Below are 18,474 nucleotides of genomic sequence, written 5' to 3'. Positions count from 1 at the left end.
CCGCCATGGACCTTTTCAGGCGATGGAGACTGGCGGCAGAGGATATTTTTTCCCATACTGTTCCACCCAATCCATGTAGTCGGCGCGCGCGCCGGGAAAGCCCACCATCTTCCAGGCCAGCATGTCCTTGTTGCCACCGTGCACGGGATCGCAAAAATATCCCTCGCGCGTGTTTTGCAGCAACTGGTTGAAGAAGACTTTCGACGGCACCGCGCCGATGTCCAACGTTCCCTTTTGCAATTGCGTGATGACGGCGTCGCGCTCGGCCCCGTTCAGTTGCACGAAAGGCTTGCCGGACTGCTTGTTGACGGCCGCGTTGACGCCAGCCAGGGCGCTCTTGTACAGCTCGCGCGGCGCCATGTGGAACTGGTAGCCGAACTGTTCGATCGACGGCACGAACGGCCCCTGCATGTACCACAGCGCGCCATACGCGTACGGCGTGTTCATTTGCAAGTCGATGAATTCATGCGCGCCCGCTTCCAGCGCGCCCGGCCCTTCGCCATCGGCCGGAATCAGGCGGTCGACCAGTGCGCTCAAGGTGGCCCATTCGGTGGCGTCGAAGAAGCGCGGTTTGTAGGCAGGCTGGTCCTTGGAGACGGCCATGGCCAGGCCGCCGCCGGCCAGCAGGGCCACGGCAGGCGCGGCGCCGACGGCCTTGCGCAAGAAATTACGCCGATGGGGCGAAATCCCGATGATTTTCATAGGTTTTCCTCAGGCGGCACGAGCCGCCACAATGATGGATGTAGAAGTCAGAAAGAAAATGCGGGCATGCGCCGCTGAGATTGCAGATTTCACGTGGAGATGACTGGGGTATCGCGGCGCATCCGCCTGTCGGTTAATTGATCAAGATGATTGACAAGCAGTTGCTTTGCATTTACGGTGCGCATCGTACCATAATTAAAAGAAACATTCAGAGACGGGTGAGACGTGATCAAAAAAGAGGCAGCGGTGCGTGGCCGCCCGCGCAAGGCGGGCGTGGAAGATGCGGTACTGGAAGCGATTGTCATGCTGGTGCGCCAGCATGGGCTCGAAGCGGTGACGATACAGATGGTGGCCGACGCGGCAGGCGTGGGGCGCCAGACGATCTACCGGCGCTGGCCGCGCCGCGAAGACATGCTGCTCGACGCGCTCGTCAAGCGCACGGCGGAAAAGCTGCAGCGCGCGCTCGACATGCCGGATGGCCAGGAGATCGAGGCGATCTGTGCGCGCATCTTCGACAACCTGAACGCCGATGGCCGCTTCACCTGCGATTTACTGGTGCTGATCCACAACGATGCGGCGGCGCAGCTGCGCTTTCGCGAGCAGATCGTCGCGCCGTGGATCACCCTGGTGGTACAGCGCCTGGTCAACATCGGCGTACGCGCCGACCTCGACCTGCGCCTGTTCGCCTTCATGCTGCAATCGGCGCTGGTGTACCAGATGCAACTGGGCGGCCAGCTCGACGATGCCCTGCAGGAGCGTTGCTGCCGCTTTATCCGCAGCATGCTCTAGCACTGGATATAATCGTGGCGTACGCTTCTTCGCCACCACCAGAAAGCCAGCCCATGAGCCATGTATTTCCCGCCAGCCTGCAAGCACCGCGCAGCCGTTTGAGTGCCAACGGTCCCGAACTGTCGCGCATCGTCGCCGGCATGTGGCGCATCGGCGAGTGGAATATGTCAGCGCAGCAACGCCTGGCCTTCATCGAGCAATGCCTGGCGCTGGGCGTGTCGAGCTTCGACCATGCCGATATCTATGGCGATTACAGCGCCGAAGGCTTGTTTGGCGAAGCGCTGGCCTTGCAGCCGGGCTTGCGCGACAGGATGGAGCTGGTCAGCAAGTGCGGCATCAAGCTGCTGTCGCCGCACCGTCCCGGCCATGCCATCCAGCATTACGACACGAGCGCGGCGCACATCACCAGTTCCGTGGAACAGACCTTGCGCCAGCTGCAGACGGACCGCCTGGACTTGCTGCTGATCCACCGTCCCGACCCGCTGATGGATTTCGACGAGATCGCCGGTGCCTTCACGCAATTGAAAGCGGCGGGCAAGGTGCTGCACTTTGGCGTATCGAATTTCAGCCGCCACCAGTTCGAGTGCCTGCACCGGCGCTTCCCGTTGGTGACGAACCAGGTGGAATTCTCGCCGCTGCACGTGGCACCCCTGTTCGACGAAACCTTCGACGGCTTGCAAGACGTGGGGGTGGCGCCGATGATCTGGTCGCCGCTGGCCGGCGGCCGGCTGTTCCAGGGCGGCGATGCGAATGTGGAGAACTTGCGCAATGTCATCAAGCAGATCGCCGACCAGCTGCAGCGCCCGTTTGCCAGCGTGGTATTCGCCTGGATCATGCAATTGCCTTGCCGTCCCCTGCCGCTGACGGGCACGGGACGCATCGAGGCCGTGGGCGTGGCCGTGGAAGGCACGCAATTTACGCTCAGCCGCAGCGACTGGTTCGCCATCCTGCGCGCCGCGCGCGGGCACGAGGTGGCTTAAACTTTAATCGATCTCGTCGGGGTCGTTGAAAACCTGCGGCAAGGCGATGCCGCGCCAGCCCAGGTACCACGCCAGGTTCAGCAGCAGGGTGGCGGCGATGTAGACGGCGAAGAACAGCGCGAAGAAGCTGGTTTTCAGCCACACCAGCAGGGCGATGGCGACGATGAGCACCAGCAGCGCGGCCAGGCTTTTCTTTTGCTTGGAGCTGGGGAAACGCAAGGTCGACACCATCAGGCTGCCCACGCCCACCAGCAGCAGCATCAACAGATAGCTGTGCAGCGTGGAATCGATGGGCGCCGGCCAGGCCACCACCACGGCCGCCACGCAAGCGGCCCCGGCCGTGATCGGCATGCCGACGAAATACAGGGGGTCGGTGCGTCCCACGTTCACATTGAAGCGCGCCAGGCGCATGGCGCCGCACGCCACAAAGAAGAAGCTGGCCATGCCGCCAAAACGCAGCAGCAGCGGATCGTGCACGCCCATCTGCACAAAGCCGTAGCAGTACAACAGGACGGCCGGGGCGCAGCCGAAATTCATCACGTCGGCGATGGAATCGAGCTGCACGCCGAACTGCGAACTGGTATTGGTCAGGCGCGCGACATAACCGTCGAGCGCATCGAACACGCCGGCGAGCACCAGCAGCGCCGCCGCCAGGCGGTAGGCATCCGCATCGCCGACAGTCGCGTTATCGACGGAAATGACGATGCTGGCAAAACCGCAGGCTATCGAAAGCAAAGTCACCATGCTGGGCAAGGCGTATTTGGCGCGCTGCAGGCGCGACTTGGGCAATGTGTTCAAATTTGTGGGCAATCAAAGTAACAGGAATGAGGCGAAGCGGCGGCAAACGCCGCACCATGCCCATTCTACCCTGCACAGCCGCGGCACCGTCCGTGCACGAGCGCGCGACATATCTTTTCATGGATGCTCTACAGCGTATGAAAATACCTTAGAATCGTTTTACAGGGCAGTACGCTGCTCCCCACCACTGTCCGCCTACCTATACAGGAGTCAACTTGATTGTCTCGTCACTGCGTTGGAAATACTGGATAACCGCCCTGCTGAGCGCAGCCCTGCTGAGCGCCTGTGGCGGCGGCGATAGCGGCGACAAGACGTCGCTGAACACCTCGACGCAGGCCGGGCAGCTGACCCAGGAACCGGGCGCTCCCGTCCTCAGCAATAATATCGCCACCGATGGTTTCAACTGGATCAATTACCGACGCAGTCAGGTCGGGTTGACGCCGCTGGTACGCAATAGTCTGATCGACAACGCGGCACTCGGCCACTCCAACTATCTGAACAGCAATAGTGTGGTGGTGCACAATCAAATCAAGGGCAAACCCGGCTTTACTGGCGAAACACTCTACGACCGCCTGACCGCGTCTGGCTATGGCGTCACTTCCGTCTGGGGCGAAGTCATCGCGGGCGTGGCAAGCAACTCCGGCTTCTACATGGCGGAAAACCTGATCACGGCCGTGTATCACCGCTTCCTCATCTTTGAACCGATCTTCAAGGAAGGCGGCGCCGGTGCGGCCGTCAACAACAGCGGCTACGCCTATTTCACCACCGACCTGGCGGGCAATAGCCGCTACGGCCCCGGCTTGCCAGCCGGACAGATCGTCAGCTACCCGTTCAGCGGACAGACCAAAGTCGCCACCAGTTTCTCCAGCAATGAAGAGGAACCCGATCCCGTGCCCAACCAGGACGTGGTCGGCTACCCCATCAGCGTCCATGCGAATTTCGACGCCACCCTCAGCGTGACGGCGTTCACCGTGCGCCAGCGTGGCGCCGGCGCCGACCTGACGGTACGCCTGCTCAGCAAGGAAACCGATGCCATCAATACATCGCGTTCAGTGGCCGCCATCATCCCGCTGGCTCCCCTGCTGGCGGCCACCACCTATGACGTGAGTTTCATCGGCAAAGTCAATGGCGCGGACGTCACGCGCAGCTGGTCATTCACGACGCGCTAGGCGGCAGGCGGGCGCCAAGCGGGCGCGGCGTCGAGGACGACTGGATGTAAAATAGCGGTTTCTGCTTTACTGCCATTGACAAGTTTTGGGGCGCTCTGCACAGCATGCTGAAACCACACGCCACTTGCGATGATGACGCCGCCGTCGCGGCATCCGACATGGTCCGTATTCTCGATGTCGAGAACGGACTGGGCCGCATCATGGGCGACCGCATCCTGTACCTGAAAATCCTGCGCCGCTTCCTGCACGACCACGGCACCACGCCGTGCCAGATCCGCGCCGAATTCGACACCGGCAACTATGCCTCCGCGCGCCTGAAGGCGCATACCCTGAAAGGCGCCGCCGGCATGATCGGTGCGCACCATGTGCATGGCCTGTCGGCAACCTTGGAGTCGGCGCTGCGCGCGCAGGCAACCGACCTGACCCAGCAGATGCTGCAGCTGGAACTGGCGCAGGATCAATTGCTGGGCGCGGTCAGCAGCATGCTCGGCACGCCGGAGGCCACCCACACGGCGGCGCAGGACGTGGCGCCCGACCCTGCCGCGCCCGCCATCCAGTTGCTGCTGGCGCGCCTGGCCAGCCACCTGCGCGAAGGCGACGGCGCGGCCATCGACATTCTGGAAAACTCGGCCAGCCTGCTGGCGGCCAGCCTGGGCGTGCATGTCTACCAGGAAGTGGCGGCGGCTGCGCATGAGTTCGACTACGACGGCGCGCTGGCGGCGCTGCTGCGGCGCCGCTAGCGCTCAGCTGTTGTACTGCGCCTCTTCCGCATACGCCACGCCACAACTCTTGCAACAGAAACGGCGCACGGCGTCGAGCGGCTTGTCGCAATACCAGCACGCGCCTTTCGGCGGCAAGGAGGCGATCAATTCCGGCATGGCGGGCAGTGGGCGCGCCACTACCTCATCCTCGCGTTCCACGACGTCCGGCTGTTTGCTGTCCATGGCGCTTCCTTTCCTAGCGGCACTTCAAGGCCGCTCAGCAAGATTACGTCAGCGCAGTTTGGACTCCATGACATTTCTCAACGGGGCAGAGGCTAGCCTGACTTTCGGTAGCTGCGCACCGCGTCATTGGCCTGTTCTGCAATGATTTTCAGCAGCCGCGGCTGCTTGGCGTACCTGGCGGTCAGGCGCTTCCACTGCCGCTGCGCCTGGCCGCAGGATTGCTCGACGGCTTGCGTGATCTCGCGCTGGCGCGCCTTGTCGTTATCATCCCACTCGCCGGCAAAATGCTCGCACATTTGCGCATGATCAATGAACTGCACCACGTCGCGCGGCAGCTTTTCCTCAGCCTGAGCCAGCAAGGGCAGGCAGCACAGTGCGGCTGCGATCCACATTTTCATCGTTGCCCCTTACTTGCCGATACAGAAACGGCTGAAAATCACGCCCAGCAGATCGTCCGGTGAAAACTCGCCCGTGATGCTCGACAGCTGCACTTGCGCCAGGCGCAGTTCTTCGGCGAACAGATCGAGCGACTGGTCGTCCTGCGCCGCGTGCTGGGCGGCGATGTCCAGGTGCTTGCCGGCCGATTTCAAGGCGATCAGATGGCGTTCGCGCGCCAGATACAGCGATTCGCCCGTCTGCTGCCAGCCGGCGATGCGCAGCAGTTCCGCACGCAACAGGTCAATACCGATGTGCTCGTGCGCAGACAGATACACGTGGGTGGCGTCCGGCAAGCTGTCGACGCCGGGCTTGTGGCCGGACAGATCGATCTTGTTCCACACGCGCACCACCGGCACGCCCTCGGGGAAGGCGGCAACGATGGTTTCGTCGGCCAGCGTCGGGCCGTGGTCGGCGTCGAGCAAATGCAGGATCACGTCGGCCTTGCCGATCTCGCCCCAGGTGCGCTCGATGCCGATGCGCTCGACGGCGTCGATGGTGTCGCCGGCGCTGCGGATGCCGGCCGTGTCGATGATGTTGAGCGGAATGCCTTCGATCTGGATGGTTTCACTGACCTTGTCGCGCGTCGTGCCGGCGATCGGCGTGACGATCGCCACGTCGGCGCCCGCCAGCGCGTTGAGCAGCGACGATTTGCCCACGTTCGGCTGGCCCGCCAGCACGACGTTGAGACCTTCGCGCAGCAGCGCGCCCTGCGCCGCCTGGGCAAACACTTTGTTCAAGGCTTCGATGACGGCCTTCAACTGGCCGCGCGCGTTCGATTTTTCCAGGAAGTCGATCTCCTCTTCCGGGAAATCCAGGGTTGCCTCGACCAGCATGCGCAAGCCCGTTACCTGCTCGACCAGCGCGTGTATCGTGTTGGAAAAAGCGCCCGACAGCGATTGCGAGGCGGACTTGGCGGCCGCTTCCGTCGAGGCGTCGATCAGGTCGGCCACGGCTTCGGCTTGCGCCAGGTCCAGCTTGTCATTCAAAAACGCGCGGCGCGTGAATTCACCCGGCTCGGCCAGGCGCAAGCCGCTGTCACGGCCCGCTTCGAGCACGCGCGCCAGCAGCAGTTGCAGCACCACGGGGCCGCCGTGGCCCTGCAATTCCAGCACGTCTTCGCCCGTGTACGAATGCGGGCCCTTGAAATGGATGGCGATGCCCTGGTCGATGATGGCGCCGTCGCTTTCCGTGAATGGCAAATAGGTGGCGTGGCGCGGTTTGAGCGGCTGCGCGCCGAACAGGGCCGTCATCAGGGGAGCGAGGTTTTTGCCGGAGGCGCGTACCACGCCGATGCCGCCGCGCCCGGGAGCGGTGGCGATGGCGGCGATAGGGGAAGAGTCGAGTTTCATGGGGATATTGTAGATTATTCGGGAAAGGCTGCGGGAGCCGCGCTATTTTCAGCGACAAACCAGGTGCACATGAAGGGGGGGGCAGTGGAAAGCCGGAAAAACCCACTTTTTTGACATCGTACCCATTGGGTACGATGTCAAAAAAAAGCCCGCGCGAGGCGGGCTTTCTGTTCGCTGGCCGGACTTACTTGACGGCAGGCGCGTATTTCTTGGTGATCACCCATTGCTGGCCGATCGACAGGACGTTGTTGACGACCCAGTAGAGTACCAAGCCCGACGGGAAGAAGAAGAACATCACCGAGAATGCCAGTGGCATGAACAGCATCATCTTCGCTTGCATCGGATCGGCCGGGGCCGGGTTCAGCTTGGTCGTGATGAACATCGAGATCGCGTACAACACGGGCAGGATGCACCATGGGTCATGCTGGGCCAGGTCGGTGATCCAGCCGATCCATGGCGCGCCGCGGATTTCCACGGACGCGTTCAAGACCCAGTACAGAGCGATAAAGACGGGCATCTGGATCAGGATCGGCAGGCAGCCGCCCAGCGGATTGATCTTTTCCGTCTTGTACAGCTCCATCGTGGCCTGGTTCATCTTTTGCGGATCGCCCTTGAAGCGTTCGCGGATCGCTTGCATCTTCGGCGTGACCAGTTTCATCTTGGCCATGCTGCGGTAGCCGGCGGCCGACAGCGGGAAGAACAGCAGCTTGATCAGGATCGTGAAGGCGATGATGGTCCAGCCCCAGTTGCCCAGCACGCTGTGGATCTGTTCCATGACCCAGAACATCGGCTTGGCGATGATGGTCAACCAGCCATAATCCTTGACCAGTTCCAGGCCAGGCGAGACGTTTTCCAGCAGATGCGCGATTTGCGGACCCGAGTACAACTTGCTGTCCATGCTGGCCGAGGCGCCTGGCGCCAGGGTAGGCAATGGCAGCACGTTGCCGATGGCGTACAGGTTGGGGCCAACCTTCTTCGTGAAGATGTCGCGCTTGGCGTTCTCAGGCGGAACGAAAGCGGACACGAAGAAGTGTTGCGAAATCGCAAACCAGCCGCCATTCGCCGTGGCCGGGTGCAGGCCCTTCATGGCGTTGTCGTTGCCCTTCTTCTCGTCTTCCGCAGCCGCTTTTTCGATTTTCTCGAACGTCAGCTTCTGGTACTTGTCTTGCGGCGTGTACAGGGTCGGGCCCGTGAAGCTGCTGTTGAAGAACGAGTCGCCAACCGGCTTGTTGCCGTCATGCGTCAGCTGCAGATACAGCTGCGGCGTGACAGGTGCCGCGCCCACGTTGGACACGTCGTGGCGCACGTCGATGACGTAGTCGCCGCGCTTGAAGGTAAACGTCTTGGTCAGCTTGACGCCGCCTTCGACCGCTTCCATCACCAGCTGCACTTGCTTGCCGTCACCGATGGTGCGTACGCCAGGCTGCACGGTGAAACCGCTCGCGTGCGTCGGGAAGGGGCCGCCGACCAGGCCCGATTGCGCCAGATAGGTATGGTTCGCGCCTTCGTCGAACAGCACTTCGTTTTGCTTGCCGTCGTCAGGCTGGCACCATTTGAACAGGCCGAAGCAGCCGCCAAACCAGCCCGGATTGCCCGCGCCCTTGAATTTCAGCAATTCCAGACGCTTGACCTGGCCGCCCAGGGTGTCGATATCGACCTTGATGACGTCGGTGGTGATGGTAATCACTTCGCGCTTGAACGCGGCGGGATCGACAGCCTCACCCGGCAGGGCAGGCACGCCTGCAGCAGCCGAGGCAGCCAGGGTATCCGTCTTGGCAGGTGTCACAGGCGCCTTGGCGGTTTGTTCCGTGTTCGCGGAGAACATCGACGGCTTGCCGTTCGAGATCATCCATTCGTTCCAGAGAATTACCAGCGAGACGGAAAACACGATCCACAGGATGGTACGTTTATTGATATCCATTAGGGTATTTGTCAGGAGTGGTTGCAACCGCAAGCGGTCGTTGAAGATTGTTTAGCGTCGGCCGGCGGCACCGGGTCGACGCCCCCCTCATTCCAGGGGTGGCAACGGCACAGGCGCTTGGCAGCCAGCAGGCTGCCCTTGGCCGTACCGTGCACGCGCAGCGCTTCCATCGCGTAATGCGAACAGCTCGGATAGAAACGGCAATTCTGTCCCAGCATGGGGCTGATCAGCAACTGATAAGCGCGCAGCAGGAACAGCAGCAGGGTTTTCATGGCGCGGATGGTGGTGGCGCAGCAACAGAACGGGCCTGGGCGGCGATTTGCGCCGCGAACAGGCGGCTCAATTCCTCACGCAGCTCGGCTTTGAGCCGGGTCGTGGTGGCCGGGCCATCCTTGCTGTTGACGGCGCGCGACAAACGCACCACGCAGTCGACCGGCGGCATCGCGCTGTTGCGAAACAGCTCGCGCGTGACGCGCTTGATCGTATTGCGGGTCGCCGCGCGCGGCGCGAAACGCTTGGCCACAACGACGCCCAGCCGCGCATGCGGCAATTGATTGTGTCGGGTGTACAGCACAAAATGCGCTGTTTTTTGCGAAGGGCGCAAACGAAAAACGGATGAAAATTCATCCGTTTTAACGATACGCCGAAAGCGCGCGAAGTCGTGTGAACCTTCGCGTTGATTGCCGACTGGAGTACAGCTAGCCACGCGATCAGCTGTCAACGACAAGCCTAGACGGCCAGGCGTTTGCGGCCCTTTGCGCGACGTGCGTTGAGCACATCACGGCCACCACGGGTAGCCATACGAGCGCGGAAGCCGTGCGTACGCTTGCGGCGAACGACGGAAGGTTGGTAAGTACGTTTCATGTTGGTCTCGCTAAAAACAAAAAAAATGCAAAATCGGGTCTGACGTCCCGTCAGTTTTTGGTGCCAATGACAATCGCGCACTTATGCCAAGGCACAAGCTGGCCAATCTCATCGCCCGCTTAATCCACGCTTAGTCCATATTGTCGTTCCAAATGAATAAACACGGAATACGGGCGGGGAACCCTGAATTATTCAGCATATGCCCCCCTCTTGTCAAGGATTGCCGTGATCGTCTGGAAATTTCCGCGCCGCCCCCATCTGCCGGCAAGGCCCCGCCACAGGCCGCGCCAGCACTGCCTGCGACGGGATAACCGGGGGATAAGTCGCCTCTTATGCACATGGCGCCCCACCCCGCCACAGAAAAATAAGCGTCGTGCCTGTGGATAACTTTGTCAGTCGGGAGTAGAATAGCGCGTTACGTGTGGCGAGCCCTCGCGCGACGCCGGCCTTGCAACACGGTGAACGCAGGGCAGAATCGATACGCCCTCCCACACCTTTTCACATAGACATACATGGATAATTTCTGGCAGGCCTGTTCCGCGCAGTTGGAACTGGAGCTGACACCGCAACAATTCAGTGCGTGGATCAAACCGCTTATCCCTCTCGATTACGAAGAGGGCAAGCTGCGCATTGCTGCGCCCAATCGCTTCAAGCTCGATTGGGTCAAGACCCAGTTCGCCAGCCGCATCACTGCGCTGGCCATTCAGTACTTCGAAGCGCCGACGGAAGTGCAGTTCGTGCTCGACCCGCGCCTGGCCCTGCCGAAGAAACCCGTCACCGCCAGCACTCCGGCCAGCGATCCGAATGGCGGCGCGCCCAGCGCGCGCGCCGCGGAGCCGCAGCCGAGCGTGCCGGAACTGAGCATCGGTGCCGCGCCGCGCCGCGAGCAGAGCCGCATCAACACCGACCTGACCTTCGACAGCTTCGTGACGGGCAAGGCCAACCAATTGGCGCGCGCCGCCGCCATCCAGGTGGCGAACAATCCGGGCGTGTCGTACAACCCGCTGTTCTTCTACGGCGGCGTCGGCCTGGGTAAGACCCACTTGATCCACGCCATCGGCAACCAGGTGATGGCCGACAATCCGGGCGCGAAGATTCGCTACATCCACGCGGAACAGTACGTTCGCGACGTAGTGACCGCTTACCAACGCAAGGGTTTCGACGATTTCAAGCACTACTATCACTCGCTCGACATGCTGCTGATCGATGATATCCAGTTCTTTGGCGGCAAGAGCCGCACGCAGGAAGAGTTCTTCTATGCGTTCGAGGCATTGATTGCCGCGAAGAAACAGATCATCATCACCTCGGATACCTATCCGAAGGAAATCACGGGCATGGACGACCGCCTGATCTCGCGCTTCGACTCGGGCCTGACGGTGGCCATCGAACCGCCGGAACTGGAAATGCGCGTGGCGATTCTGTTGAAAAAGGCCAAGCAGGAAGGCGTGACCTTCTCCGACGACGTGGCCTTCTTTGTCGCCAAGCACTTGCGTTCGAACGTGCGCGAGCTCGAAGGCGCGCTGCGCAAGATTCTCGCGTACTCGCGTTTCCATGGCAAAGAGATCACGATCGATATCGTCAAGGAAGCCCTGAAGGACTTGCTGTCGGTGCAGAACCGCCAGATTTCCGTGGAAAACATCCAGAAAACGGTGGCCGACTTCTTCAATATCAAGGTTGCCGACATGTATTCGAAGCGCCGCCCCGCGAATATCGCCCGGCCGCGCCAGATCGCCATGTACCTGGCCAAGGAATTGACACAGAAGAGCCTGCCGGAAATCGGCGAGCTGTTCGGCGGTCGCGACCACACCACGGTGCTGCATGCCGTGCGCAAGATCGCGCTGGACCGCACCAAGAACCCGGAATGCAACCATGAATTGCATGTGCTGGAACAAACGTTAAAAGGCTAAGCGCCGCTTGGGCAAGGCTGGCTCAAAACGTGCTTTACCCTTATTATCTGGGAGAGCGCCGCAGCCGGCCTGCCGGGGCTCCCCTTGCAATGATTGTTAAATTACTACGTTAAACTTCATACCTATACATTGAGGATAAATATGCAATTGGTCAAAACCACCCGAGATACCCTTCTCCGGCCACTGCAGATCGTGAGCGGTATTGTCGAGCGTCGGCACACTATGCCGATTCTGGCCAATATCCTCATCCGCAAAGACGGTGAAAATGTCTCCTTCCTGTCGACCGACACCGAAGTGCAGATCACCACGCACGCGGAAATCGGTTCCGGCGCGGACGTCACCGGCACCACCGTGGCCGCGCGCAAGCTGCTGGACATTTTGCGCGCCCTGCCCGAATCGGGCGACGTCACGATGACCCTGCTGAACAAGCGCCTGACCGTGCAAACGGGCAAGTCGCGCTTCGCCCTGCAAACGCTGGCGGCGGAAGAGTTTCCAACCGTGCAACAAGCGGAAAGCTACAACGCGTCCGTCACCCTGCCGCAGAAAACCTTGAAGCACCTGTTCAACATGGTGCATTTCTCGATGGCGCAGCAAGACATCCGCTATTACCTGAACGGCTTGCTGCTGGTTCTGGATGGCAATAATGTCATCGCCGTGGCCACCGACGGCCACCGCCTGGCGTTTTGCCAGGTCGCCACCGAGCAAACGTTCGCGCGCCAGGAAGTCATTATTCCGCGCAAGACCATCATCGAACTGCAGCGCCTGCTGGAAGAGAACGATGAGCCGGTACAGCTGGACATCGCCGCCAACCAGGTGAAACTGACCTTTGCCGACATCGAGCTGATCTCGAAACTGGTCGAAGGCAAGTTCCCCGACTACACGCGCGTGATTCCAAAGGGCTACAAGAACGACTTCACCATCGGCCGCGATGAACTGCTGCGCTCGCTGCAACGTGCCGCCATCATGACCAGCGACAAGTTCAAGGGCGTGCGCTGCATCATCACCCCGGGCAGCATGAAGATCAGCTCGACCAATGCGGACCAGGAAGAAGCCGTCGAAGAGCTGGAAATCGACTACGGCGGCGATTCCGTCGACATCGGCTTCAACGTGACGTATCTGCTGGACGTGCTGAACAACCTGAAATGCGAATACGTCAACATCGCGCTGGGCGACTCGAACTCGTCCGCCCTGATCTCCATCCCTGACAATGCCGACTTCAAGTATGTCGTCATGCCGATGCGGATTTAAGCCTTAGTCGCAGCATAAAACTGGGGTCAGACCCGACGGGTCTGACCCCAAAATCAGCAATCGTTATTTGAGAAAGCAGTCCATGTCCGAGAATCCACAAGACACCCCGATCCAGGCCAAAACGGAAGAATACGGCGCCTCCTCCATCCAGATCCTGGAAGGCCTGGAAGCCGTACGCAAACGCCCGGGCATGTACATTGGCGACACCTCGGACGGCACCGGCTTGCACCATCTGGTATTCGAAGTGCTGGACAACTCGATCGATGAATCGCTGGCCGGCCACTGCACGGAAATCCACGTCACCATCCACAGCGACAATTCGATCTCGATCACCGACAATGGCCGCGGCGTGCCGACCGGCCTGAAAATGGACGACAAGCACGATCCGAAGCGTTCGGCGGCGGAAATCGTCATGACCGAGCTGCACGCGGGCGGCAAGTTCGACCAGAACTCGTACAAGGTATCGGGCGGCTTGCACGGCGTGGGCGTGTCTTGCGTGAATGGCCTGTCGAAACTGCTGAAACTGACCATCCGCCGCGATGGCAAAGTGCATCACATGGAATTCGTGCGCGGCGTGCCGCAAGACCGCCAGATCGTCATGGTCGGCGACATCGCCACCTCGCCGATCAAGGTCATCGGCGAAACCGACAAGCGCGGCACCGACGTGCATTTCTGGGCCGATGAAGAGATTTTCACGCACGTGGAATTCCACTACGAAATCCTGGCCAAGCGCATCCGCGAACTATCCTTCCTGAACAATGGCGTCAACATCAAGTTGTCCGACCAGCGCACGGGCAAGGAAGAAGTCTTCGCCTTCGAAGGCGGCACGCGCGGCTTCGTCGAATACATCAACAAGGCCAAGTCGGTCTTGCACCCGACCATTTTCCAGGCCACGGGCGAGCGCATGTCGGACCAGGGCACGAACATCTCGGTCGACGTGTCGATGCAGTGGAACGATGCCTACAATGAACAGGTGCTGTGCTTCACGAATAACATCCCGCAACGCGACGGCGGCACCCACCTGACGGGCTTGCGCGCGGCCATGACGCGCGTGATCAACAAATACATCGATGAACACGAGTTCGCCAAAAAGGCGAAAGTGGAAATCAGCGGCGACGACATGCGCGAAGGCCTGACCTGCGTCTTGTCGGTGAAAGTGCCGGAACCGAAATTCTCGTCGCAGACGAAAGACAAGCTGGTGTCGAGCGAAGTGCGCGGCCCCGTCGAAGAGATCGTCGCCAAGACCCTGGCCGATTACCTGCAAGAAAAACCGAACGACGCCAAGATCATTTGCGGCAAGATCGTCGAGGCGGCGCGCGCCCGCGAAGCGGCCCGCAAGGCCCGCGACTTGACGCGCCGCAAAGGTATCATGGACGGCCTGGGCCTGTCGGCCAAGCTGGCCGACTGCCAGGAAAAAGACCCCGCCCTGTGCGAACTGTACATCGTCGAGGGTGACTCGGCAGGTGGCTCGGCAAAACAAGGGCGCGACCGCAAGTTCCAGGCGATCCTGCCGCTGCGCGGTAAAGTCTTGAACGTGGAAAAAGCCCGCTTCGAGAAAATGCTGTCGTCGGAGCAGATCACCACCCTGATCGCCACGCTCGGCACCTCGATCGGACCGGACGAATTCAACGTCGACAAACTGCGCTACCACCGCATCATCATCATGACCGATGCGGACGTCGACGGCGCCCACATCCGCACCCTGCTGCTGACCCTGTTCTACCGCCAGATGCCGCAGCTGGTCGAGCGCGGCCACATCTACATCGCGCAACCGCCGCTGTACAAGGTGAAATCGGGCCGCGACGAGCGCTACCTGAAAGATGACGCCGAAGAAGCGAGCTACATGATGACCGTGGCGCTGAACACGGCCGTGCTGGTGCCGCGCACAGGCGCGGAAGGCATTTCCGGCGAGACCCTGACGGAACTGGTGCGCAAGTTCAACCTGTCGAACAGCATCATGACGCGTCTGACACGGGTCATCGACCGCGCCGCCCTGACGGCCATCATGACGGGCGTGCAACTGGACCTGTCGACCCTGGACCTGGCGGAAACCTCCGCTCTGGCCCTGCAGACGGCCATCAACGACAGCGCGGTGAAAGTACACGTGCGCTCCGACGACCTGTCGGAAAAACACATGCTGCGCATCGAACGCATGCACCACGGTAACGTCAAAGTCAGCGCCATCGACGCCGACTTCGTGCAAGGCCCGGACTACGCCGTGCTGAGCAGCGGCGCCGCCACCTTCGAAGGCTTGATCGGCGAAGGCGCGTTCGTGCGCCGCGGCGAAGGCGAGCGCGTCAAGGAAATCGCCGTGGTCGATTTCCACCAGGCCATGCAATGGCTGCGCGACGAAGCCGAACGCACCGTCTCGAAACAGCGCTACAAAGGTCTGGGCGAAATGAACCCGGATCAACTGTGGGAAACGACGATGGACCCGACTGTGCGCCGCTTGTTGAAGGTACAGATCGAAGACGCGATTGCCGCGGATCAGATCTTCACGACCTTGATGGGCGACGACGTGGAACCACGCAGAGCGTTTATTGAAAACAATGCGCTGCGCGCGGGCAATATCGACGTATAAGCCAGCGTCCCTGGTTTCCGCTGCAGCCAAGGCGGCCCTCTTCAGGGCCGCTTTTTTTATGTCCGCCAGTATCCTGCCGTCATCTTGACATACTTGCCAAAAGCAATCAATAATCTGCCATAAGCAAGCAAATGGAGCCAGCAATGTCTACAGAATCACTCAGCGAACGTACGGAGATCGTGCGTCGTTTTAACCGTTTTTATACGCGCCAGATTGGCGTGCTGCATGAGCACTTGCTGGACAGCGCATTCTCTCTGACGGAGGTGCGTATCCTGTATGAATTGGCGCACCGCGAGCAATTGACCAGCGCGGACCTGTGCCGCGAGCTGGGCTTGAACGCGGGCTATCTGAGCCGGGTCATTGCCGGGTTCGAAAAGCAGGGGCTGATCGCCAAGACGCGCTCGCCGACGGATGCGCGCGCAGCGCAATTGCAGCTCACTGAACAGGGACAGCGCACCCTCGCGCCCCTGGTGGACGCCTCTCGGCGCGAAGTCGCTGCCATGCTGGAGCGCTTGCCGCCGACGGCGCAGCAGGAGCTGGTCTCTGCCATGGAGCAAATCCAGGGCTTGCTGGGGGAAGGATCGTCCAGTTCATCGCCCAGTTATATCCTGCGCAACCCACAGTCGGGCGACATGGGCTGGATCATCCACCGGCAAGCCGTGCTGTACGCGCAGGAATATGGCTGGAACAACGAGTACGAGGCGCTCGTTGCCGAGATCCTCGCCAAGTTCGTGCGGGAATTCGACCCGGCCCGCGAGCGCTGCTGGATCGCCGAGAAGGACGGCAAGGTGATCGGTTCCGTCTTCATCGTGCGCCAGGATGACACGACGGCCAAGCTGCGCCTGCTGTATGTCGATCCCTGCGCGCGCGGCCTGGGCATCGGCAGCCGCCTCGTCGAGGAATGCCTGCGCTTCAGCCGCCAGGTCGGCTATATGAAAATGGTATTGTGGACCAACAGCATTCTCACCGATGCGCGCCGCATCTACGACAAGGCCGGCTTCCATCTGGTCGAGGAAGCGGCGCATCACAGCTTTGGCAAGGACTTGATCGGCCAGGTGCTGGCGCGCGACCTGTGACGACCCGCGCTGCAGCGCCGCCGCATGCCACTGTGGCGGCGGCAGGACACTGGCCGCCGTTTTCCTCACCACTATCCCCACTGCCCCCAAGAAACCAGTACACTAGTTCCTGAGCGCAACTAATTTTGTGCGCGTGCCAAGCCGCCTGCCGTTGCCGGGAGGCGTCCCTGCCGCAAGGCGTGTTGTCTGCCTGGACAAATGTCATGTTCACTTCGCGCAGCCTGTCTCCTGCCTTCTATTACCTGTTCTTTTCAGGAGAACGGGAGCAGCAGCAGCGCTTTTTCAAGGAACTGCATTTCATTTCGATAGCCATCCTGACGTTTGGCCTGGCTTGCTGGCTGGTCACGTTCAGCCTGACCTTGCCGCGCGCCACGTTTGATCATGCGCAGGCGGCGCTGGGCGTGACGGGCATGCTGGTCGGGCTGCTGCTGACCGTGTATGCGAAGTCCTTGCAGGCCATCATCGCCAGCGGCACCATCAGCGTGCTGTTCATTGCTTTCAGCTTTCGCGTGCTGATGCTGAGTACGGAAGATCCCGCTTTCTGGGTATTGCCGCTGGGCGTGATGATCACCCTGACGACGGCGCCCATCTTCAGCGGCATCGCGTATTACCTGGGCGTATCGCTGGGCGTGTGGGCCATCATGGGACTGGGCCAGTTCCCCGTGCATGCGGGCCAGGCCGATCAGCACTGGCCCGTGCTGGCCGTCACCATCAGCGTGATCATCGGCCTGGCGCTGAATGTCTATTTTCTCGTCTTGCGCATCCATAACTACCGTGCCCAGCGCGAGCTGGCGACGATGGCCTACAAGGATGGTTTGACGGGGCTCAACAACCGCCGCATGTTTACGCAAGGCGCCCGCACCTTGCAACGCACGGCGCGCACGCCGGCATATTTCCTGATGATCGACATCGATGATTTCAAGAAAATCAACGACGTGTACGGCCATGACGTGGGCGACGAGGTGCTGAAAAAGATCGCCGAAGTGATCAGTGAACTGTCGGGCGAGCACCTGTGCGGCCGCCTGGGCGGCGAGGAGTTCGCCGTCATTTACCTGGGTGAAAAGAACGCCGCCTGCGCCTTTGCCGCGCAACTGGTCGACAGCGTCGAGGCGGCTTTCGTGCCGGAACGCAAGGTGTCGGTCAGCATCGGCGTCGCGGAACTGATCAAGGAAGCGGACTTGTCACATAGCTACCGGCGCGCCGATGAATCCTTGTACCAGGCCAAGAAAAGCGGCAAGAACCGCTACGTGCTCAACGCCGCCTGAACGCCACCGTGCGGCGCCGCGTCGAGCAGCGCCAGCAGAGCTTGCGGCGCAATCTTCCAGGGATCGCGCTGCTCGGGGTCCACCTCGTACCAGCTGTCCTGGGCGCCGATCTTGAGGATGGTCAAGGGGATATCCTTGCCCTCGAAGAAGGCCAGCATGCGGCGGATCAAACGGCTCACCTTGGCGTGCTCGTCGGTGTACAAGGAGCCGCTGTAGAAACAACCCTTCTCTCCCATGCGCAACATCCTGGTCGTGCCGAGGCGCGAGCGGCCCAGGTACTTGTGCAGGAACTCGGTCACTTCCTCATCGTCGACGGGAATGCTGCAGGAAATGGTGATCTTGGCCATGACAATGGGGGACAGTGATTCAATAGCCAAGCTTAGCAGAAAGCGTTTCATTCCTGAAATGCTAAGATCGCGGCCCGCGCATGCCGGCAACCGGAC

The 18,474-nt window shown here is 61.0% G+C and carries 19 protein-coding genes; 9 read left to right on the top strand and 10 right to left on the bottom strand.

Annotation, left to right across the window (positions count from 1 at the left end):
• Positions 1–15: 15 nt before the first annotated feature.
• On the bottom strand, positions 16–702 hold the full coding sequence (locus GCN78_RS17940) for a gluconate 2-dehydrogenase subunit 3 family protein (RefSeq protein WP_152252883.1): 687 nt from the start codon (positions 700–702) through the stop codon (positions 16–18).
• A 225-nt stretch (positions 703–927) separates the two neighbouring features.
• Here GCN78_RS17940 and GCN78_RS17935 point away from each other — a divergent pair, with 225 nt between their 5' ends.
• Complete coding sequence (locus GCN78_RS17935) at positions 928–1,491, top strand: TetR/AcrR family transcriptional regulator (protein ID WP_226939693.1); 564 nt, start codon at positions 928–930, stop codon at positions 1,489–1,491.
• Between the two features lie 53 nt (positions 1,492–1,544).
• A complete protein-coding gene (locus tag GCN78_RS17930; protein ID WP_152252882.1) occupies positions 1,545–2,471 on the top strand; it encodes an aldo/keto reductase in 927 nt (308 codons plus the stop codon).
• Positions 2,472–2,474: 3 nt separating this feature from the next.
• Here GCN78_RS17930 and pssA read toward each other — a convergent pair whose 3' ends face one another.
• Entirely contained in the window at positions 2,475–3,215 is a 741-nt protein-coding gene (gene pssA / locus GCN78_RS17925; protein ID WP_226939697.1) for a CDP-diacylglycerol--serine O-phosphatidyltransferase, read from the bottom strand.
• A gap of 269 nt (positions 3,216–3,484) precedes the next feature.
• Between pssA and GCN78_RS17920 the strand changes: the two genes are divergently transcribed.
• Both GCN78_RS17920 and GCN78_RS17915 read left to right on the top strand, forming a co-directional pair.
• On the top strand, positions 3,485–4,438 hold the full coding sequence (locus GCN78_RS17920) for a CAP domain-containing protein (RefSeq protein WP_319633138.1): 954 nt from the start codon (positions 3,485–3,487) through the stop codon (positions 4,436–4,438).
• Between the two features lie 104 nt (positions 4,439–4,542).
• The gene (locus GCN78_RS17915) at positions 4,543–5,178 is read left to right on the top strand and encodes an Hpt domain-containing protein (protein WP_152252881.1); all 636 of its coding nucleotides are present in this window, start codon (positions 4,543–4,545) and stop codon (positions 5,176–5,178) included.
• 3 nt (positions 5,179–5,181) lie between these two features.
• On the opposite strand, the gene GCN78_RS17910 is transcribed toward GCN78_RS17915, so the two are convergent.
• The 7 genes from GCN78_RS17910 to rpmH form a co-directional block, all read right to left on the bottom strand.
• Entirely contained in the window at positions 5,182–5,382 is a 201-nt protein-coding gene (locus GCN78_RS17910; protein ID WP_152252880.1) for a hypothetical protein, read from the bottom strand.
• Positions 5,383–5,474: 92 nt separating this feature from the next.
• Positions 5,475–5,774 (bottom strand): hypothetical protein, encoded by a 300-nt coding sequence (locus tag GCN78_RS17905; protein ID WP_152252879.1) that lies wholly within the window; start codon positions 5,772–5,774, stop codon positions 5,475–5,477.
• A gap of 15 nt (positions 5,775–5,789) precedes the next feature.
• Complete coding sequence (gene mnmE / locus GCN78_RS17900; RefSeq protein ID WP_152252878.1) at positions 5,790–7,169, bottom strand: tRNA uridine-5-carboxymethylaminomethyl(34) synthesis GTPase MnmE; 1,380 nt, start codon at positions 7,167–7,169, stop codon at positions 5,790–5,792.
• Positions 7,170–7,353: 184 nt separating this feature from the next.
• The gene (gene yidC / locus GCN78_RS17895; RefSeq protein WP_152252877.1) at positions 7,354–9,090 is read right to left on the bottom strand and encodes a membrane protein insertase YidC; all 1,737 of its coding nucleotides are present in this window, start codon (positions 9,088–9,090) and stop codon (positions 7,354–7,356) included.
• An 11-nt stretch (positions 9,091–9,101) separates the two neighbouring features.
• On the bottom strand, positions 9,102–9,362 hold the full coding sequence (yidD, locus tag GCN78_RS17890; protein WP_099380761.1) for a membrane protein insertion efficiency factor YidD: 261 nt from the start codon (positions 9,360–9,362) through the stop codon (positions 9,102–9,104).
• On the bottom strand, positions 9,359–9,811 hold the full coding sequence (gene rnpA, locus GCN78_RS17885) for a ribonuclease P protein component (protein ID WP_081922828.1): 453 nt from the start codon (positions 9,809–9,811) through the stop codon (positions 9,359–9,361). Before rnpA ends, yidD begins: the two co-directional genes overlap by 4 nt.
• A gap of 8 nt (positions 9,812–9,819) precedes the next feature.
• Positions 9,820–9,954: a 50S ribosomal protein L34 gene (gene rpmH / locus GCN78_RS17880; RefSeq protein ID WP_010401996.1), complete on the bottom strand. Its 135-nt coding sequence runs from the start codon at positions 9,952–9,954 to the stop codon at positions 9,820–9,822.
• A gap of 512 nt (positions 9,955–10,466) precedes the next feature.
• On the opposite strand from rpmH, the gene dnaA reads away from it, so the two are divergent.
• The 5 genes from dnaA to GCN78_RS17855 all read left to right on the top strand — a co-directional run bounded on the left by dnaA (position 10,467) and on the right by GCN78_RS17855 (position 18,031).
• Positions 10,467–11,861 carry a chromosomal replication initiator protein DnaA gene (gene dnaA, locus GCN78_RS17875; protein WP_152252876.1) on the top strand — a complete coding sequence of 465 codons (1,395 nt, stop codon included), beginning with the start codon at positions 10,467–10,469 and terminating at the stop codon, positions 11,859–11,861.
• A gap of 141 nt (positions 11,862–12,002) precedes the next feature.
• Positions 12,003–13,109 carry a DNA polymerase III subunit beta gene (gene dnaN, locus GCN78_RS17870; protein ID WP_034754341.1) on the top strand — a complete coding sequence of 369 codons (1,107 nt, stop codon included), beginning with the start codon at positions 12,003–12,005 and terminating at the stop codon, positions 13,107–13,109.
• Positions 13,110–13,191: 82 nt separating this feature from the next.
• A complete protein-coding gene (gene gyrB / locus GCN78_RS17865; RefSeq protein ID WP_152252875.1) occupies positions 13,192–15,690 on the top strand; it encodes a DNA topoisomerase (ATP-hydrolyzing) subunit B in 2,499 nt (832 codons plus the stop codon).
• A gap of 143 nt (positions 15,691–15,833) precedes the next feature.
• The gene (locus GCN78_RS17860; RefSeq protein ID WP_152252874.1) at positions 15,834–16,766 is read left to right on the top strand and encodes a bifunctional helix-turn-helix transcriptional regulator/GNAT family N-acetyltransferase; all 933 of its coding nucleotides are present in this window, start codon (positions 15,834–15,836) and stop codon (positions 16,764–16,766) included.
• Between the two features lie 203 nt (positions 16,767–16,969).
• Positions 16,970–18,031 carry a GGDEF domain-containing protein gene (locus GCN78_RS17855; RefSeq protein WP_152252873.1) on the top strand — a complete coding sequence of 354 codons (1,062 nt, stop codon included), beginning with the start codon at positions 16,970–16,972 and terminating at the stop codon, positions 18,029–18,031.
• On the opposite strand, the gene GCN78_RS17850 is transcribed toward GCN78_RS17855, so the two are convergent.
• Positions 18,010–18,378 carry a hypothetical protein gene (locus GCN78_RS17850; RefSeq protein WP_152252872.1) on the bottom strand — a complete coding sequence of 123 codons (369 nt, stop codon included), beginning with the start codon at positions 18,376–18,378 and terminating at the stop codon, positions 18,010–18,012. The genes GCN78_RS17855 and GCN78_RS17850 overlap by 22 nt on opposite strands.
• Positions 18,379–18,474 lie beyond the last annotated feature (96 nt).

This window comes from Janthinobacterium rivuli (genome assembly GCF_009208735.1).
GTDB lineage: Bacteria > Pseudomonadota > Gammaproteobacteria > Burkholderiales > Burkholderiaceae_D > Janthinobacterium.
Note: the sequence above shows the minus strand (reverse complement) of the source record. Positions and strands in the feature narration are given on the sequence as shown.

What these genes read in the sequence shown, in the direction of transcription:
- yidD (WP_099380761.1), bottom strand. Translation starts at nt 9,362, where the DNA reads ATGAAAACCCTGCTGCTGTTCCTGCTGCGCGCTTATCAGTTGCTGATC.
- GCN78_RS17940 (WP_152252883.1), bottom strand. Translation starts at nt 702, where the DNA reads ATGAAAATCATCGGGATTTCGCCCCATCGGCGTAATTTCTTGCGCAAG.
- GCN78_RS17910 (WP_152252880.1), bottom strand. Translation starts at nt 5,382, where the DNA reads ATGGACAGCAAACAGCCGGACGTCGTGGAACGCGAGGATGAGGTAGTG.
- gyrB (WP_152252875.1), top strand. Translation starts at nt 13,192, where the DNA reads ATGTCCGAGAATCCACAAGACACCCCGATCCAGGCCAAAACGGAAGAA.
- GCN78_RS17850 (WP_152252872.1), bottom strand. Translation starts at nt 18,378, where the DNA reads ATGGCCAAGATCACCATTTCCTGCAGCATTCCCGTCGACGATGAGGAA.
- mnmE (WP_152252878.1), bottom strand. Translation starts at nt 7,169, where the DNA reads ATGAAACTCGACTCTTCCCCTATCGCCGCCATCGCCACCGCTCCCGGG.
- GCN78_RS17855 (WP_152252873.1), top strand. Translation starts at nt 16,970, where the DNA reads ATGTTCACTTCGCGCAGCCTGTCTCCTGCCTTCTATTACCTGTTCTTT.
- rpmH (WP_010401996.1), bottom strand. Translation starts at nt 9,954, where the DNA reads ATGAAACGTACTTACCAACCTTCCGTCGTTCGCCGCAAGCGTACGCAC.
- dnaN (WP_034754341.1), top strand. Translation starts at nt 12,003, where the DNA reads ATGCAATTGGTCAAAACCACCCGAGATACCCTTCTCCGGCCACTGCAG.
- GCN78_RS17930 (WP_152252882.1), top strand. Translation starts at nt 1,545, where the DNA reads ATGAGCCATGTATTTCCCGCCAGCCTGCAAGCACCGCGCAGCCGTTTG.
- GCN78_RS17915 (WP_152252881.1), top strand. Translation starts at nt 4,543, where the DNA reads ATGCTGAAACCACACGCCACTTGCGATGATGACGCCGCCGTCGCGGCA.
- yidC (WP_152252877.1), bottom strand. Translation starts at nt 9,090, where the DNA reads ATGGATATCAATAAACGTACCATCCTGTGGATCGTGTTTTCCGTCTCG.
- dnaA (WP_152252876.1), top strand. Translation starts at nt 10,467, where the DNA reads ATGGATAATTTCTGGCAGGCCTGTTCCGCGCAGTTGGAACTGGAGCTG.
- pssA (WP_226939697.1), bottom strand. Translation starts at nt 3,215, where the DNA reads ATGGTGACTTTGCTTTCGATAGCCTGCGGTTTTGCCAGCATCGTCATT.
- GCN78_RS17860 (WP_152252874.1), top strand. Translation starts at nt 15,834, where the DNA reads ATGTCTACAGAATCACTCAGCGAACGTACGGAGATCGTGCGTCGTTTT.
- GCN78_RS17905 (WP_152252879.1), bottom strand. Translation starts at nt 5,774, where the DNA reads ATGTGGATCGCAGCCGCACTGTGCTGCCTGCCCTTGCTGGCTCAGGCT.